General features: G+C 46.0%; 16 protein-coding genes and 1 pseudogene. 3 read left to right on the forward strand and 14 right to left on the reverse strand.

Annotated features, from left to right (window positions below):
* Together prsK and prsR are read left to right on the forward strand one after the other, a co-directional pair.
* Positions 1 to 1,030, forward strand: a 1,030-nt coding sequence (gene prsK, locus P0Y67_RS13645; RefSeq protein WP_342392286.1) for an XrtA/PEP-CTERM system histidine kinase PrsK, incomplete at its 5' end; no start/stop codon positions are given.
* A 38-nt stretch (positions 1,031 to 1,068) separates the two neighbouring features.
* Entirely contained in the window at positions 1,069 to 2,415 is a 1,347-nt protein-coding gene (gene prsR, locus P0Y67_RS13650; protein WP_342392287.1) for a PEP-CTERM-box response regulator transcription factor, read from the forward strand.
* 318 nt (positions 2,416 to 2,733) lie between these two features.
* Here prsR and P0Y67_RS13655 read toward each other — a convergent pair whose 3' ends face one another.
* The 7 genes from P0Y67_RS13655 to P0Y67_RS13685 form a co-directional block, all read right to left on the reverse strand.
* Positions 2,734 to 3,831 (reverse strand): Fic family protein, encoded by a 1,098-nt coding sequence (locus P0Y67_RS13655; RefSeq protein ID WP_342392288.1) that lies wholly within the window; start codon positions 3,829 to 3,831, stop codon positions 2,734 to 2,736.
* A 767-nt stretch (positions 3,832 to 4,598) separates the two neighbouring features.
* A complete protein-coding gene (locus tag P0Y67_RS13660) occupies positions 4,599 to 5,114 on the reverse strand; it encodes a lipocalin family protein (protein ID WP_342392289.1) in 516 nt (171 codons plus the stop codon).
* 265 nt (positions 5,115 to 5,379) lie between these two features.
* A complete protein-coding gene (locus tag P0Y67_RS13665; RefSeq protein ID WP_342392290.1) occupies positions 5,380 to 5,781 on the reverse strand; it encodes a hypothetical protein in 402 nt (133 codons plus the stop codon).
* 226 nt (positions 5,782 to 6,007) lie between these two features.
* Positions 6,008 to 6,478 carry a Dps family protein gene (locus P0Y67_RS13670; protein ID WP_342392291.1) on the reverse strand — a complete coding sequence of 157 codons (471 nt, stop codon included), beginning with the start codon at positions 6,476 to 6,478 and terminating at the stop codon, positions 6,008 to 6,010.
* Positions 6,479 to 6,914: 436 nt separating this feature from the next.
* A complete protein-coding gene (locus tag P0Y67_RS13675) occupies positions 6,915 to 7,412 on the reverse strand; it encodes a hypothetical protein (RefSeq protein ID WP_342392292.1) in 498 nt (165 codons plus the stop codon).
* A gap of 249 nt (positions 7,413 to 7,661) precedes the next feature.
* Entirely contained in the window at positions 7,662 to 8,213 is a 552-nt protein-coding gene (locus P0Y67_RS13680) for a restriction endonuclease (protein WP_342392293.1), read from the reverse strand.
* A complete protein-coding gene (locus P0Y67_RS13685; RefSeq protein ID WP_342392294.1) occupies positions 8,213 to 8,602 on the reverse strand; it encodes a hypothetical protein in 390 nt (129 codons plus the stop codon). Before P0Y67_RS13685 ends, P0Y67_RS13680 begins: the two co-directional genes overlap by 1 nt.
* Positions 8,603 to 8,755: 153 nt before the next feature.
* Here P0Y67_RS13685 and P0Y67_RS13690 point away from each other — a divergent pair.
* Positions 8,756 to 9,769: pseudogene (locus P0Y67_RS13690) on the forward strand (IS110 family transposase).
* 319 nt (positions 9,770 to 10,088) lie between these two features.
* Here P0Y67_RS13690 and P0Y67_RS13695 read toward each other — a convergent pair.
* The 7 genes from P0Y67_RS13695 to P0Y67_RS13725 form a co-directional block, all read right to left on the reverse strand.
* Positions 10,089 to 11,411 (reverse strand): hypothetical protein, encoded by a 1,323-nt coding sequence (locus P0Y67_RS13695; protein ID WP_342392295.1) that lies wholly within the window; start codon positions 11,409 to 11,411, stop codon positions 10,089 to 10,091.
* A gap of 96 nt (positions 11,412 to 11,507) precedes the next feature.
* Positions 11,508 to 11,708: a hypothetical protein gene (locus P0Y67_RS13700; protein ID WP_342392296.1), complete on the reverse strand. Its 201-nt coding sequence runs from the start codon at positions 11,706 to 11,708 to the stop codon at positions 11,508 to 11,510.
* 24 nt (positions 11,709 to 11,732) lie between these two features.
* Positions 11,733 to 11,945 carry a hypothetical protein gene (locus P0Y67_RS13705; RefSeq protein WP_342392297.1) on the reverse strand — a complete coding sequence of 71 codons (213 nt, stop codon included), beginning with the start codon at positions 11,943 to 11,945 and terminating at the stop codon, positions 11,733 to 11,735.
* Positions 11,946 to 12,034: 89 nt separating this feature from the next.
* On the reverse strand, positions 12,035 to 12,997 hold the full coding sequence (locus P0Y67_RS13710; protein WP_342392298.1) for a hypothetical protein: 963 nt from the start codon (positions 12,995 to 12,997) through the stop codon (positions 12,035 to 12,037).
* Positions 12,998 to 13,127: 130 nt separating this feature from the next.
* On the reverse strand, positions 13,128 to 13,436 hold the full coding sequence (locus P0Y67_RS13715) for a hypothetical protein (protein ID WP_342392299.1): 309 nt from the start codon (positions 13,434 to 13,436) through the stop codon (positions 13,128 to 13,130).
* 911 nt (positions 13,437 to 14,347) lie between these two features.
* On the reverse strand, positions 14,348 to 15,514 hold the full coding sequence (locus P0Y67_RS13720) for an XrtA/PEP-CTERM system-associated ATPase (RefSeq protein WP_342392300.1): 1,167 nt from the start codon (positions 15,512 to 15,514) through the stop codon (positions 14,348 to 14,350).
* Positions 15,515 to 15,516: 2 nt separating this feature from the next.
* Entirely contained in the window at positions 15,517 to 16,890 is a 1,374-nt protein-coding gene (locus P0Y67_RS13725; protein ID WP_342392301.1) for a TIGR03016 family PEP-CTERM system-associated outer membrane protein, read from the reverse strand.
* Between the last annotated feature and the right edge of the window lie 54 nt (positions 16,891 to 16,944).

Below are 16,944 nucleotides of genomic sequence, written 5' to 3' on the forward strand. Positions count from 1 at the left end.
ACAAGGCCCGAACATGAAAGTGCGGGCCTGCCACAATATTGACAGCCAGCATCCGGATATTCAGATTTTACTCAGCTCAGCCGCGCTACCGGCTATTGAGCATCAGTGGATTGTTGATGTAGACGCCGCCCGGCAAGACAAAGAGCCCGCCCCCTTCCGGTTAGATGCAAGCGCACTTTCCCCTGTGGCAGAATTGTCTTATATCGTGCCTTTGTCGAGCAGCAGCGGAACCCTGGGCGTGTGCCTGCTTTCCAGGCCCACGTCGACAGAAAAAGTCAACTGGGAAGACCGTGATTTAATGAAAGCGATCAGCCGTCAGCTTTCTGTCTATCTCAATGTTTTTGAAACCAATCAGAAACTTGCTGAAAGCCAGCAATTCGATACCTTTAACCGTATGTCTGCCTTTCTGGTACATGACCTGAAAAACGTGTTAGCGCAACTGCAACTTCTCAGCAAAAATGCGACAAAACACCGGGATAACCCTGACTTTATCAGCGATGCCTTTGATACTGTCGATTCGGCCGCTCACCGGCTGACGAAAGTGCTGAACCAGCTCAATAATAAGCGGGTTGAAAGTCAATCTGAAGAAGAGATCAACATTGAAGATCTGATACGACAAGTCTGCGACACCCGCGCCGTCCGAACGCCTCCACCGCAATTTATTGAGCAGGCCGACTTGCCATTTACTCTCAAAACGGACAAAGAACGCTTCAGCAATATGCTGTCTCATCTGGTTCAGAACGCGCAGGAATCCACCAGTGAAAACGGTTATGTGCATGTGTCGACGACACGCAAAAATCACTACTACCTGATCACCATTTCTGACAATGGCAGCGGCATGAGCAGCGATTTTATCGAGCACAGATTATTCAAGCCCTTTGATACCACCAAAGGCAACGCAGGCATGGGGATTGGTGCCTATGACGCAAAAAACCTGATTGAGCAATTAGGCGGATATATAGACGTGGAATCGGAACCGGACAAAGGAACGACCCTGTATATTCACCTGCCTGTCAGTGTGCCAGCCTAATCCTCCGGGACAAAGAATTTGCCAGAAAGGAAAGCGATATGGATACATTACTTGTCATTGAAGATGATCCGGGTATTCAAAAACAGCTGAAATGGTGCTTCCCGCAGTACGAAGTCGTTATGGCCGCTGATCGAAAATCGGCCATTACTGCGTTGCGACGTTACGAGCCCAAAGTCATTACCTTAGACCTCGGACTCCCGCCTGATGAAGCCAATGCATCAGAAGGGCTCGCCATATTGCAGGAAATTCTGGCACTGGCGCCTTACACTAAAATCATCGTCATTACCGGCAATGATGACAAAGCCAATGCACTGAAAGCCATTGAACTGGGCGCGCACGATTTCTATCACAAACCAATAGATGATGACATTCTGGCCGTGATTATCGACCGGGCATTTGTGGTGGCCAAGCTGGAATCGGAAAACATCAATCTGCGCCAGTCCTCGCTGGAAGCCAATGGGTTCATCGGAAACAGCCCGCAAATACAGCAAGTGTGCCGGATGATAGAGCGCATCGCGCCTACTGAAATCACCACTTTGATCCTGGGTGAAAGCGGCACGGGCAAAGAAGTGATCGCCCGCGCCATTCATGCAAAAGGGCCAAGAGCGGATAAACCTTTCATCGCCATTAACTGCGCCTCTATTCCGGAACATCTGCTTGAAAGTGAACTGTTTGGATTTGAAAAAGGCGCCTTTACCGGCGCGCACAAAACCACGGCCGGCAAAATCGAATGTGCCGACGGCGGCACGCTGTTCCTCGATGAAATCGGTGACATGCCCTATCCGCTGCAAGCCAAAATACTCCGCTTCCTGCAAGAAAAAGTGATTGAACGTGTCGGTGGCCGCCATGAAATTCCGGTGGATGTCAAAATCATCTGCGCTACCCATCAAAACCTCGAACAAATGATGACAGATAAAACGTTTCGGGAAGATCTGTTCTACCGTATCAGTGAAATTACCATTCAGAACCCGCCCCTGCGCGATCGTGACCAGGACATTCTCATCCTGGCCCGCTATTTTTTACAGCAGGCCAATCAGCAGTCACCGCGAAAAATCAGCGGTTTCACCGACGATGCCATACGCGCAATGCTGCAGCACAGCTGGCCCGGTAATATCCGTGAGCTGCAAAACAAGGTGAAATCGGCGGTGATCATGTCGGACAACAAATTCATCAGCTCGCTCGATTTGGCGCTTCAACCTATCGAAGACGGCCCCGAGCCCATGGCGTTAAATTTACGCCAGGTCAGAGAAACCGCTGAGAAGCAGGCGATAGCGAAAGCGCTGTCACTCAGTAACGGGAATATGTCTCACACCGCCAATATACTGGGGATTACGCGGCCAACACTGTACTCGCTGATGGATAAGTACACGGTGAAGAATGGGTGAATCGGTGTGATCGTATGTCTGGGTGTGATGGTGTGTCTGAGTGTGGTGGTATGTCGCGCTTGAGTCCGGTGATTCACTTGCCATTGTCGGACGCGCGCCAGTGACTCTTTGCTGGCACAAATAGTCACCAGAAATGCCTTTGGGTTCTTTGCTGTGGTCCGGGGCGGTTGTAGGCGCTCCCGGCGCCGACAACCTAAAAATTCGTCCTGAATTTTTTCCTGGGATAGTGTCACCAATCTACATTCTCAAGCCGTCATTTCCGCGACAGGCGGGAATCCATACAGTGAGCTGGCACTATGTATGGTCCACCGATGCTTCTTATGGCAGGTGGTAGCGAGTGCTTCGTCCGCCTGACTCTGACTTCACCAGACACTTTAGTTCAACCAATGCAGCTAAGTGCCGGGTGGCTGTTGGTTTACTCACTTTCGCCACTTTATGGTACTGGCCTGCGCTGATTCCCTGTTCAAAATCGCCATCCAGCATGCGGTTAAGTACCTTAACCTGCTCGGCAGTCAGCTTTGTCTGGTCTACCGCCCGCCAGAAATTCGTCTTATAAATGGTTTGATCGATTTCTTTGAGCACCTGTGAGAAGGTTTCATCCAGGATATTGAAAAACCACTGTAACCAGGGGGTAATATCCAGTTCACCTTTCTGGGTTTGCTCTAATATTTCATAGTAACTGCTTCGATTAGCCAGAATTGCCACAGACATAGCATAAAAACGCACTGACTGCTGTTCCGCCTGAGCCAGTGCTAAATCTGTCAGTAATCGGGTGATACGACCATTCCCGTCGTCTAACGGGTGCAGCGTGACAAACCATAGATGCGTAATTGCGGCTCTTAATAAGGGATCAAGGGAAGGATCTGCTTTGGATACATTGAACCATTCAATAAACTGAGCAAGCTCCCCTTCCAGTACTTGCCTGCCGGGCGCTTCAAAGTGAACCACCGGGCGATCAATCCTGCCGGAAACAACCTGCATCGGCGCCTCTCCCCTTAGCCGGCCACCAATCACAGGGTTGAACATCGTGTAACCTTCGGGAAACAGTCTGTCGTGCCAATGTAAGATACGCGCCAACGTAAGCGGAGCGTCTGGATTCTCGACGGCATCGAGCATGATTTCAGCGAATCCGTCAGTCTGCTCTGTGGTCGGAAATGGCCTTTCCTCATTAATCCCCAGCCTATTGGCTAACGATGAGCGAACAGATAATGCGTTGAGTTTCTCCCCTTCTATCGCGCTGGAGTGAAGGATATTGGCTAACAGCGTGTCGAGCAGAGTTTGAGTGCTGTCTTGCGACTGGCTCATCATCTTGCCCAGCAAGATCCCCTGGTTCAGGCGAACCTCTCTGAGACGCGGTTCAATGAGGCTTTTATCCCACGTAAAATTCGGCCAGTCGGGTTGTTGCCATATCCACATCTGTCACTCCATGATGCAATAAAACACCTTAATCGACTCAAATTATGATTCATTTAAGGAGTGCAATCAAATCGCAAGGTGATTTGAATGGGGGTGCGTAATCGTATCATTGTGCTTTGAGAGGATGTCTGGGTTTGATGGTGTGCCTGAGTTTCGTGGTATGTCTGAGTCTCGTGGTATGTCGCGCTTGAGTTCGGTGATTCTCTCATCATTGTCTGACGCGCGCCAGTTACTCTTTGCTGGCACAAACAGTAACCAGAAATGCCTTTTTGTTCTCTGGTGTGGTCCGGGGCGGTTGTAGGCGCTCCCGGCGCCAACAACCTAAAAATTCGTCCTGAATTTTTCCCTGGGTTGCAGATCTCTTTGCGTTTCAGGATTGCTGTAAGACAAAACCGACCTTGGCGTATTCGTTACCCGGTCATTACTGCGGGTTAGGTTACGCGTTGCTATGTCTGAGTTTGATGGTATGTCGCGCTTGAGTCTGATGATTCTCTTGGCTGTATCTGATGCGCGCCAGTGACTCTTTGCTGGCACAAACAGTCACCAGAAATGCCTTTTGTTCTCTGGTGTGGTCCGGGCCGGTTGTAGGCGCTCCCGGCGCCGACAACCTAAAAATTCGTCCTGAATTTTTACCCTGAGTTGCGGATATCTTTACGTTTCGGGTTCGTTGCTTTGATCTTCATTTTGCTCTGAAGGCATAACGCCACCAGCAGTGGCAAAGTCAAAGCATCACGCTTTGCGAATCCATATTAAAGTGCCTGTGTTATTTATTGCTGCTGAACATAAATCAGTCGATTTGTATCAAATCCCCGCTCAGACGACATTTGAATGAATTTTTCCATCACCGCCGGTTCGACTGTTGGCGTTCGTGAAAGTAACCATAGATAGTCAGTATTAGGGCCAGACACAAAAGCATAACTGTAATTTTTACGATCCAATTCAAACACAACGTAAGAACCGTAAAATGGACCAAAAAATGAGACTTTGAGATAACCATCGGTTGGGCTGTTCACAAAATAAGCTTTGCCTTCCGCCTCTTTCCATTCGTTATCAGCTTCTGAATAACCCCGATTGAGTACCGAAACACCACCATCTTCTCGCATACTGTACTCAGCCGTGACCTGACTTAGCCCTCTTTCGAATGAATGGTCAAGGCGTGCCACCTCATACCATTTACCCAGATAATTATTCAGTTCAAACCCCGACACAGGTTTTACTGAGTCGGGCATACCCATACAGCCACTCAACAAAGCTGCACATATAATCAACAAGGTTACTCTCAAAATGCCTCCGAATACTTAGATGAATGATAAGGACTCGTCTTTCTCAGCTTTAGCCGCATTTGATATGTGATTCCACACACACCGGAGACCCTATTACCATCTGTCTATCATATTGATTTAGCAAAACTTAGATACAGTATCCATGACAATAATCAGCAAGACAAAATATTGATCCAAAAAATAACATGCTCGAAAGTTATCTCAGCTTTCCCCCCCACACTTCGCCAGCCAGCAGGTGCCGCCGTGACGGGCCTGGTTAGACGCATTACACCCATCCTCGCAGCCAGGCAGCGATGTATGGCGCAAAGAACGTTGTTGCAAGAACAACAGGCCAGATGTTGCCCCCCTTGAATGTGTAGGCCTCGAGCAACTCGGACAACGATTTGCCTTGCCAAAGCCCGAACGAAAACTCAAAAGCGAGTGTAAGAACAAGCCAGACCGCCCCGACAGTATAGAGTTCGAATGGCCGACGAACATGCAACCATGGCAGGGAAAAGTACGCCACGCCTATGATTAAAGCTGAGAGCAGCATACCGCTAAGCACGAGCGCGACTGGCGTGCCGAACCTGGGTACAAGTACCGATTCGCGCATTACGCCATTGGCAACAGCCAGAGCCAGGATGCCAACCCAAATGACCAGTGCCTTGAAAACGACTACCGTCAGCATTACCTGCTCCCATCGCGCCTGACAAATGACATGGCTGCCCCTTCAGGCTTCGCCAAATTTAGTCAGCCTGATTTCATTCTGGCCGGAGGTCACCATGTCACAATGTCTATGGCGTTGATTTAGCCAAACACGCGTAATACGTGACATGGTCATGATGTCAACCATACTGCGCAGCCTGACGCTATCGCAGTGGAGCACCCATTTACCGAACAGGATCCGGATGCACTTACTTCCTGATGGCCCGTAACATCCATGATGTTTTTTCATGTATCCGCATGCGATCCGAGACTAACGCTGCCGTTGATTCATCATCTGCAGACTGCGCCAACTTTAAGACCTCTCGTGAGGTTTTCACAACCTGCTCATGACCTTTTGTTAACAGGTCCACCATTTCTTCTGAACTCGGCACGCCTTCCACTTCCTTGATTGAGCTGAGTCTCGAAAACTCTTTGTAAGTGCCCGGAGCAGGTACATCTAAAGTTCGAATGCGCTCAGCGATATCATCTACAGCCGTTGCCAATTCGGTGTAATGTTCTTCAAACATCAGATGTAATTCGCGGAACTGAGGTCCGGTCACATTCCAGTGAAAATTATGTGTCTGTAAATACAAGGTATATGAGTCAGCCAAAAGGCGTTTTAAGCCTTCCGCGATTTTCTGTCTATCTTCAGCATTTATTCCAATATCAATGCTAGTCATCCGATTTTCCTCGCTTGGTGTCAAAGTTCGTCTATGACATTGATTTAACCAAACATAACTTTAGTACCCACGGCGAGGATCACCAAGGTGAGGGGTTGATCTACAGCAGCGATTTGAAGGACATCATCTGTTGCGGGTTGGTTGTCGGCGATCCCGGGACCGAAAAGCGGGAATCCATTCAACGAGTGCGATTTTTAAGGCTGAGTAAGTTTGTCGCGCTTGAGTTCTGTGTTTTTCTCAGCACTGTTGATGCGCGCCAGTTACTCTTTGCTGGCACAAACAGTAACCAGAAATGCCTTTGTTTCTCTGGTGTTGTTCGGGTCGGTTGTAGGCGCTCCCAGCGCCGACAACCTAAAAATACATCCATGTATTTTTACCCTGCTCTGTGAATAGCCAGATAAAGCGTCGGCTGTGAGACACATATCCTTATTTGCTATCACTCACTATCGTCTAGTGTAAAGTTGGTTGAAACTTTCTTGACTGTGTACTTGTTTCCAGAGTCAATGTTCTGATATTCAAAGCTTTCTTTTGTTAACCTTGTGATATTGTACGCGTCATAATTATACGGATCGCTTGGGTTAGACGGGTAAAACTGACCGTTGTCGATTGCCCCACGATACATAGAAAAGTAGATATCTCCTGCAACCCCCCAATGACCGGCTTCCGAAGATTGTTGTGTCGTGCCATCGTTCTTCGTGATCAGAAAGTCAATTCTGTATGTTCCGTCTGTCGAACGTTCGATTGTCCATTGCTTACGTCCACCTTCTTTGGTCGGCAGATCCCCATACCACTTACCGAGCATCATTAAACGCTGCTCTACTTTAGTTTCAGGTAAATCGGGCTTCGCTTCCGTTACCAGACTACTTTCGTCTTTTGCTACAACGGAACATCCAGCCAACAAGACAAAAGCCAATATTATTGCGAGATTTTTCATTTTAATCCTTGTGATTTATAACAAATGAGGAACCGCAACCGCGTCGGTATCAGGTCAAAGCAACAAAACCAGTAAACAGAGTGAATACAGAGCGGTTGTCCCAAACCTTGCATTACCTGACGCTGTTGTTGACAACCAGGGGAGTCCATGTAGCCAAGCTAAGCTGTGAGTGAACGTGTGCCAAAATAGAGCGAAGCGAAAATGGCACACGTTCACGAATTAGACTTAAGCGCCTTGTTATACCCGACGTTACGATAACTTATGGAGAGCCTTTCTTATTTCAGTGGCATTTTTTGCAGTGAATAACTTGACTTGGCTAGAATTATTATTTTCTTTCAGCCAACGATTAACAGATTTATCATACCCTGACTTTGAAATCACAATTGCTTTTGACTCATTCTGACGTGCATGCTTAATTAACTTTTCAATTGCATGTCTACTTAAAGGTTTAGAATTAGCTTTGGCCTCAACAAAATAATTATCTGAGAGGGTTTTCAAATAAAAATCGTACCCCAACTCATGCTTGCTATTTCTTATAACCTCTGCTGAATCTACCCTATTCAGATATTTTTCAACTAACCTTTCATACTCAATGTTTTCTGCGATTATTTTCGATATATCACTTTGTGACGTAGATTTACTTAATGTCACTTCTCTACTTTCACCGTTTTTCGATTTCACAAGGTATGTTTTCTCACTATTTTCATTTGATGCGAAAGCTTTTTTCGTAATGTAAAAGGTTACGACTGACACAATACTACCTAATGCGCCTACAGCGATAGACACTAGTTCAATACTCATTACACAGCCTCCTTTATAGCGCACAACCCAATACTTACTACATACATTATAGATCCAACCACTACATGGGTTGGAAAATCAGCAATAGACTGTCCACTTGAATTGATCGACAACGTACATACCCAAAACCAACTAAGCAAGCCTATCAGAAGCATAAGCCATACAAAATAAACGAACCTAGAATCTCTTTTTGATACTTTGATCCACTCTTTACCATCCGCTTCTAGAAGTTCCTCCTTAAGCTTAGTCAGCGGTACAACAAATGAAATTGCTGCTGCGGCCAATGTAGGACCCACAAACCCAAATGTATCAATATTAGCAATTGAACGGAGTAACCACTCAAAAGCAACCAATATCATTGGAAAACCAAATACTATAATCGAATGCATAACCAGATGAATTAATTAAAGAAAACTATGTGCATGATATCATACATAGAGAAATTTCCGCCACTAGTAGTGGTATAACGAATGACATGGACTCCCCCTCATCAGGCTCTGCCACACTTGGTAAGTCTTATCCTGTAACTACCGGAGACCACCATGTCACAATTTGTCTATGGCATTGATTTAGCCAAACATAGCTTTGGTATCCACGGTGAAGATCACCAAGGCAAGGTGTTGATCCACAAAACAATAACGCGGTCAAAAGTCCTTGAGACGTTTGCCAATATCCCACCCGCTATTATCGGGATGGAAGCTTGCGGTGCCTCTCATTACTGGGCCCGAGAACTGACTAAGCTCTGCCATACGCCAAAGATCATGGCATCAAAATATGTGGCACCTTTCAGGACGGGTGCCAAAAACGATCTCAATGACGCCGTTGCCATTTGCACAACTGTCATCCGTTCTTCAACGCGCTTCGTCCGGATCAAATCGGCCGACCAGCAAGCGATTTTGCTCCTGCATCGTGCGCGTGATCGTTGGGTCCATGAACGGACGGCATTGCTGAATCAGATCCGTGCCATGCTGGCCGAGTTCGGCATCATCGCCCCTGTCGGCCGCCATGCTCTCCAGCGCGCAATACCTGATGCGCTTGAAGATGCAGATAATCAACTACCTGATCTTGCCAGAGCGATCATTTCTGATTGTTTTGAACACTTACTCAACCTGAATCAATGGATTGCATATCAAGAACAGTGCTTCGATATGCTGGTTTCCCGAAGCCGCCAAGTCAAGAAAATTATGAAAGTGGCAGGCATTGGGCCAATTACAGCGACAGCCGTCATCGCCAGCATTGGCAGGGGTGAACAGTTCGATAAAGGACGGGATTTCGCCGCCTGGCTCGGGTTGGTTCCCAGCCAGTATTCAACTGGTGGTAAGCCAAGGCTTGGGTGAATTACCAAAAAAGGCGACCGATATCTGCGGACACTCTTTGTTCATGGTGCACGTGCTGTGATCGCCAGTCTCGGCGATAAAACTGACCGACTCAGCTTGTGGTGCAAAAGTCTGGTCGAACGCCGTGGCTTTAAACGGGCGATTGTCGCACTGGCGGCAAAGAATGCTCGGATCACTTGGTCGCTGCTGAGAAATGATACTGAGTACCAAACGATTTAAAACGGAACATTTTTTCAACGAAGTCACTTGCTTCACTGGGTCATTGCAATAGCCACTGATGGTGTAAGGTTCAGACCTTTTGCAGGAAAACCTGATAGCGCGTCGGGCACTTTCGATGCAGTCTACCGAATGAGGAACCGCAACCGCGTCATGTCATCAGGGTCATGGCATGAATGCCAGTTAACAGACCGAATGTAGAGCGGCAGTCCCAAACCTTGCATTACCTGACGCTGTTGTTGACAACCGGAGGAGTCCATGTAGCCGCGCTCTGCGGCAAATTTGGAGCGCAGCGGAAAATTTGTCCAACAGCAGCGCTTTGTTAAATGCTTGATATCAGGAGTTTGAGATCAAACCCATTAAACTTATGATTTGGCCAATGCTCTACAACCAAGGCGATTGTTTTACCCTCAACTTTCTCAGAATATGAATTGCAACCTGAAATAGCACTTTTCATCTCATCGGATAAAGGTAGGTTTAAACTAGAGATACTCAAGGCTTCTGCCATAGCTTCTAACTTTTCACAGGCATGATGGGTTCTGGAAGCATCATTCACGTTCACTTTAAGCTTCAGTCCTTTTGCAACGTCTTCAGAACCTTCAACATAATAAGCGATATTATCAGGGATAATACCATCGCTAAATTCCTTCATTGGGGACGATGCAAACCATTCTTCTTCGAAATATCTATTATAGAATCCAGTGCTCAACCCTTCGTTTACGAGAAATTCTTTGGCTTCGTAGGGGCTCCAACCTTGCTCTTTTGGTACTTCCTTTGGATTTTTCTCAGAATGTCTCACTTTAAATATATATTTAAAGGTATCAACCAGATCCGAGTGTGATTCTATGTTTACTTTGGCAACTTGAAATGACCACCGTTCAAGCAGACTGAGCCGAAAATTAAACAATATAAATGCATAGAGTTTAGCCGCATATCTATGGAACCGGCTCTTTATTGAAAACCTTAGACGAACAAAGACCTGCTCATATGTTGAATAAACCAACATAAAGAAAAAAAATGGTAAGTAACAGAGAGTCAACAATGGTGGAACAAAGAAGTCGTATGCAGTTTTTTCTTTCCCAAACTCACCAAAATCGGTTATTAACATGTACAAAGTGTAAACGATTAAGACTACCCCGAAAAAAGACAGGCAATACTCTAGAAAAACCTTTACCTGATGATGTTTTTTGTCCGTTTCAGCAATAGCCAGCACAGCTCCCAATAATGCTAAAACCGGAACTAGCAGTACCTCGACCAAAACAGAGAAAGTATATACACCAACGACAAATTGAAGAATCGCTAGTAGTTTCAAGTTACCTAAAACTGAGTGCTTGAAAAAATTATTATCTTTTTTGATTTTTTCAAGATTAAATAACGATATTAAACCAACAGAAACGCACCAAAAAATAGTATTTTTTAGCTGTTCAAAACCCCATAGTTCCAACTCAGAAAGCCAGTAAATGACAATCGCCATGTAAGCAATCATTAAACAAAGGACAGTCATTATTTTTGTAACAAATAAAGATGCTAGGAAACCTTTGAAGGCATTTCTGACCTCTGCCATTTTCGAGGAAGAAAAAATGTAAATCGAAATTGCCAGAAGCCATAACGCAATTGAAATTTCTCGATCATTTAGAATATCCACGAACTTCCTTGGGCATTTAACGCCTCAAGCAGAGGCATATTTTGCGTTTTGAGCGCAGCGATGCAAAATATGCCCTACTGCCTTGGATTGTTAGGTCTATTGTTCACGCCATGCAGTTATCGGCTGTGAGGGCATGGCTTTTTTAAGCATTTCTACCGCATCAGCCATTGCATGTTCATGACTAAAATAAATTGGTTTCCCTACCACAATAGGTAAATCACCGTCCTTTTGGTAGAGCTCAATGAAGTACCGATTGGAAGTTTCGTCATATACTGTTTCAACTCTGAATTGAGCCATTAGGAATCTCCACATTAATTGAGATTATTGAAAAGTTACTTTTTCTGGTGCTGCTTGAGCTATAGCAATTAACTCAAGCTTTGTTTTAGACTGGCAATTTTCTAATGTAAGACTACAGCGCTCCGTAATTGCTTTAGCAATAGCAACTAATTCAAGCTTGGTAAATTTCGAGGAATCTAATATCAAGCTTGCTCCAGCTCCGGCGATTGCTATTAACTCCAACTTAGTTTTATTCATTTTTCTCTCCTTACGTAAATGTGAGCCTTATCCACTATAAGACCTAACGCCCCAATCAGCCGTCGCAGGCGGTTGGCTGGATTGACTTGTTAAATTTCTTTTACTCGAAACTGAGCATTCCACTGCCTTGCTTTGACGCTAGTTTCTTTGAAATTTATCTCTGGATAATTTTGGTGAATAAAGTTTGTAAAGTCTTGGAAAATGGTTCGGAACTCCCGGTACAGTACAACCAAATGTTCATAGAGATCATTCTCTTCCTGATTCCTACAAAAATCCATTGGCATAGGAAAAATGAGACGGTTTGTATTCCATTGGTAATCATAGATAAAACGGCCTGCACAAATAATTTCATACCACTTGTCAAGCCACGAATGAAGCTTTAAACTCAATGTTTCATCGTGTATGTAAAAAGACGGATTTGCCCTTATTGAATTGAAGGTATCAGATTCGCAAAGAAAATCAGCATCTACTGATTTTGGAGCCATCTCGATCGCATAAGGAATACTCTCTACATCAATATACTCTAAGAGACATCTTAGATTATCGATATCTCTCTGCCTTAAATCTAAAGGAGCAGGCTGAGAGTGTCCTGATGCTGGAAACATCTGAGGGTAATGGCGCGTAACGGCATTTATGTCTTTTGTGAGGTCCTGTAAGATATCCGTCCAGAAAAGTATGCCAACAGAGAATTTTCCTTTCTGTGCTCTGTCCATTGACAATGCCCGAACATATTGTTGCAGCTTTACATCTGAAGGAGATGTTGTAGCTATAAATAAAGTGGAAATAGCTGGCTGAAAGCCCTCTGCATTTGAAACCTCTGTATTTATTAACGACTCGTTTATTGGGTTTGTAGTCAATTTACATTGAATTCCAACCAAACGGGCAAGGTCATCCCTTCCGTAAATATCGACGCCATTTTGCTTTTGTCCCTGCCGCCCATGCATTGTCAGATCACTTGTTCTCCACCTTAACTCCAAGGCACTTTTTACAATACTCTCAAATTCTTCCCAGCCGTTTGGGGGTGGAATCATCATATTTTCCAAAGTAGGCAATTTTTACTCCATTTACTCGTCATGCTGAAGTCGTTTAGAAATTTAACGCCCCGCTAAACGGCGAGCGTTAGCGAGTCCAGTGGAGGCCACGCTTTTTGTGGCCGTAACGTGTTTGAGCGGATTGTTATATTTATTTCTTGCTAAAAACATATGCAGCGACTGCTGAGCCGACAGCCAAAACTCCAAGAAATGCGCCTTTAACAAAACCTGCTTCGTGGCCTCTCTTGTATCCTTTTTCTTCGCCAGCCGCATAACCTTTTAAGTCTGCGCTGCTATCGTTCGACCAGATATATTTATTAGCTTCCTCAGAAACTTCCGGTTTTTCAAGTAATCGCTGAAGTATTTCTTTAGCCGCCATAGTTGCCAGATTATTCAACTCCGCAAACTCCTCTAGTTTGGCAGGATCATTGAGGATTTTTTGAATATCTTTTGAGTTCATTGGATTCCCTGTAAGCTTGCTTAAGAAATATAAAATTTTATTCAACGACATCATGTCGCATAACACTGTCATGTAACCATTTCAGACAACCAATCTAGCCAATTGATTTTATATAATTAAATATACATACCAGATAAACCCATCAGTTAGATATACGACACCATGTCGTGTATCGTACTCGATCTGTTTCTGCTAACCAACTGATATTCTGTACTTTTCTTATATTTTATGACTGACCCCAAAAATCAGCGACGCATAAGCTTGTAAGAAAAGCGACATCGGTCACTGACCCAGCACAAACAAGCCTCAGCATACCCACCCAGCTACAGAAACTGCACTTGTTGTATGGATTGCCGCCTGCGCGGCAATGACAGAAGTGAATAATGAATGTCTGGCTGAAAACACACTGTACAACAACAACCACAAGATCCCAGAAATCCTCTCCCCCAAGGAAAAATTCAGGACGAATTTTTAGGTTGTCGGCGCCGGGAGCGCCTACAACCGCCCCGGACCACACCAAAGAACAACAAGGCATTTCTGGGTACTCTTTTTGCCTCAAAAGAGTACCTGGCGCGCATCAACCAATGTCAAATAAGCCACAAAACCCAATGCGCGACATACCCACCAAACCACAAATGACACTAGCGATTAGCGTGAGCAGATATGCTGTAAGGCACGACCCAGGGAAAAATTCAGGACGAATTTTTAGGTTGTCGGCGCCGGGAGCGCCTACAACCGCCCCGGACCACACCAAAGAACAGCAAGGCATTTCTGGGTACTCTTTTTGCCTCAAAAGAGTACCTGGCGCGTATCAACCCATGTCAAATGAGTCACGAAACTAAATGCGCGACATACCTCCGCTGCACCAGATTCCCCAGCCACAAAAATGACACCCGCTGAATGAAATCCCCCTAGTCAGAAGACTCCATCAACTTCCTCACCCAATACTTCTCCCTCAGCCCCGGCGGATAATCCTCATTCAGGATCAGCTCGTCATCAATGCCCTCTTCGCCCGACTGTAACAGCATTTTCCGCTTGTTGATCAACAGCTGATCCAGCTTGCGGATGGTGGCTATCTTACGTTCAATCACATTATCCAGCACTTTCTCAATATCATTCAGCGCCTGAAAGGCGTGGGTGGTTTCAGACTGTCTGTCTGCATCAAAATGATTTTTATAAGGCGCGGAATACCCGCGTGACGGGTCGGGCTGAATGGGCGGATGATCACCGTCCAAATTGGCTGATGTTTTGCTTCTTGGTGCTTCTCCGGGGAGTTCTTCGCTCATCTCAGCGATGACATGTTCAACATTGATGGTATTGATGGCCGTCAGGCCTTCCATGCAGGCATAAAGAAAAATCCTGTCGGCAAGAATATTGATTTTTCGCGGTACGCCTTTGGTGTATCGGGTAATGGCTTCAAACACGCCGTCACTCAGGGTTGGATTTCCCCGCCAATTGACGCACTGTAAGCGGTGCAGCATGTAGCTTTTCACCTGATCGGGCGTGAGTGGCTGTAAATGGCAGGAGGCGATAATACGTTGCCGTAACTGTTCCATTTCAGGCAGACGGATAATACCTTTCAGCTCCTCCTGGCCTAACAGAAAGCTTTGCAGTAACGGCTTGTCATTGAACTGAAAATTAGACAGCATTCTCAGCTCTTCGATTGTTTCCGGGGGCAGGTTCTGCGCCTCATCGACCAGCAACACGGCGCGTCGGCCTTGTTGTCTCATTCCATAAAGATGTTGTTCAAACCGCTTCAGTATGTCGGCTTTACTCAGCCCTTCGGTGGGAATGTTGAATTTAGCAGCAACCAATTTCACCAGCTCGTCTGGTGAAAGCCGGGTGGTGGCAATTTGGACCGCAGTAACCGATTCATCCAGACTGGACATTAACCGATGAACAAGAATGGTTTTCCCTGTGCCTATCGGGCCTGAGACCACAATGAAGCCTTCTTCTAAAGACAGCCCGTATTGCAGATAGGACAGCGCTTTCTCATGATGAGGACTTGCGAAGAAAAAGCGTGGGTCAGGACTTAACTTAAACGGTTTATCCGTAAATCCAAAATGCGCTTCATACATAGTTAAAACTCCACCCTTACATCGATGAAAATCCGGGTTTCATCGTAATCATTTACCGAGTCCGACGATGAACGCGTGTAATATTCCACCCCTGTCTGAGCGATCAACTCAGGTCGGAAAAAATACGTCGTGTCCAGGCTGAACGAATGATAATCATCACTTTCATCACCGGTTGAAATATACGTAAAGTCATAACGCTCATAGGCATAACCAATATGGCCGGATAACACACGGGACAGCTGGTGATCCACATCCAGCTCGACACCCCGGGAGTTGTCGTCTGTCAGATCAGACAACGACTCCAGCGTTTCCCTGTCTATCTGGTAGAGAGAAAAACTGTACAGTGTGCGACGAAGCGTCAGTTCAGACAGCCAGCGCGCTTCTTTTCTCAGATAGATTTCATCAATACGTCCGCCCTCGACAAACCTGTCCCTTTCATAGCTGTCTGGTGATTCCGTGTAAGTCAGGGTATTGGTCCAGCGCCGTGTGCGATTTCGGATTTCAGCGGCGTAACTGTCCCCTTTGATTCGCTTGTCGTATTCAAAATAAAAGCGCGTTTTGTCTGTTGGGTTAAGGTTGATCGCACCGGCCCAAAAATCACTGTTCACATCATCTTCTGAGAAGTTGTAGCTCACTTCCCCGTAAGAATAGCGGTCTATAAAATAGCGGACACCCCCACCCCAGTTGAAGATTTCATTCTCGGAGGAATCCGTCACACCCTCGTAATTCTCATAATTCAGCCGCATGAATGGCGAAAATCCGCTGATGGTCTGCAGCCCTATGATTTCATTCAGCCGGGTAAATTCGGTGGAAATGCCATCGTCGCGGCCTTTACGGTAGTCATAAAAAGCCCCCAGCCGCCAGAATGCATCCCGTACTGAACGGCCATTGGCGTAAATAATATTTCCGCCCCAGCCCGTGTAATTACCTATGTCGTCCTCGTTATTGATAACGTTGGTATAGACTCTGGAGCGCAAGTCCATGCTGCTCAACGGGTTGGTTTGATAGCTCAGGCCCACTTCGGCTTCATTGCTCTGTATCGTGTCCCCGCTGATCACATCGGCATTTGCATCGGTTGCAATGTCGCTGGCGATGTTATCGATAGACGCGCTGGCATCCACCTGAAACCCACTGCGCCCCAGACCTTTGTAGGCAATAAAATCTAAATCCTGATACAGTTCATCGCTTTGTTCGCCCTCGGTGTAATACAGATACCCCAGCGCGTAATCCAGGCTGATTAATCCCCGGTTACCTTCTATGGTGCCTTCGATACCGGCTTCCAGCTCAGTAATAAAACTGCTTTGCGTATCGCTGGCGGTTCTGTCTACGTTGTCGGTAAAGGTTAATTCTGTTGCTGCGTATGGCGTTAACTTCACATCCGCCGCCTGACTGGGTTGCCCTAACAGTGAAAGGCTTCCCAGCAAATATAA

Source organism: Photobacterium sp. SP02, from assembly GCF_038519165.1.
In the GTDB taxonomy this organism is placed as follows: Bacteria; Pseudomonadota; Gammaproteobacteria; order Enterobacterales; family Vibrionaceae; genus Photobacterium; species Photobacterium halotolerans.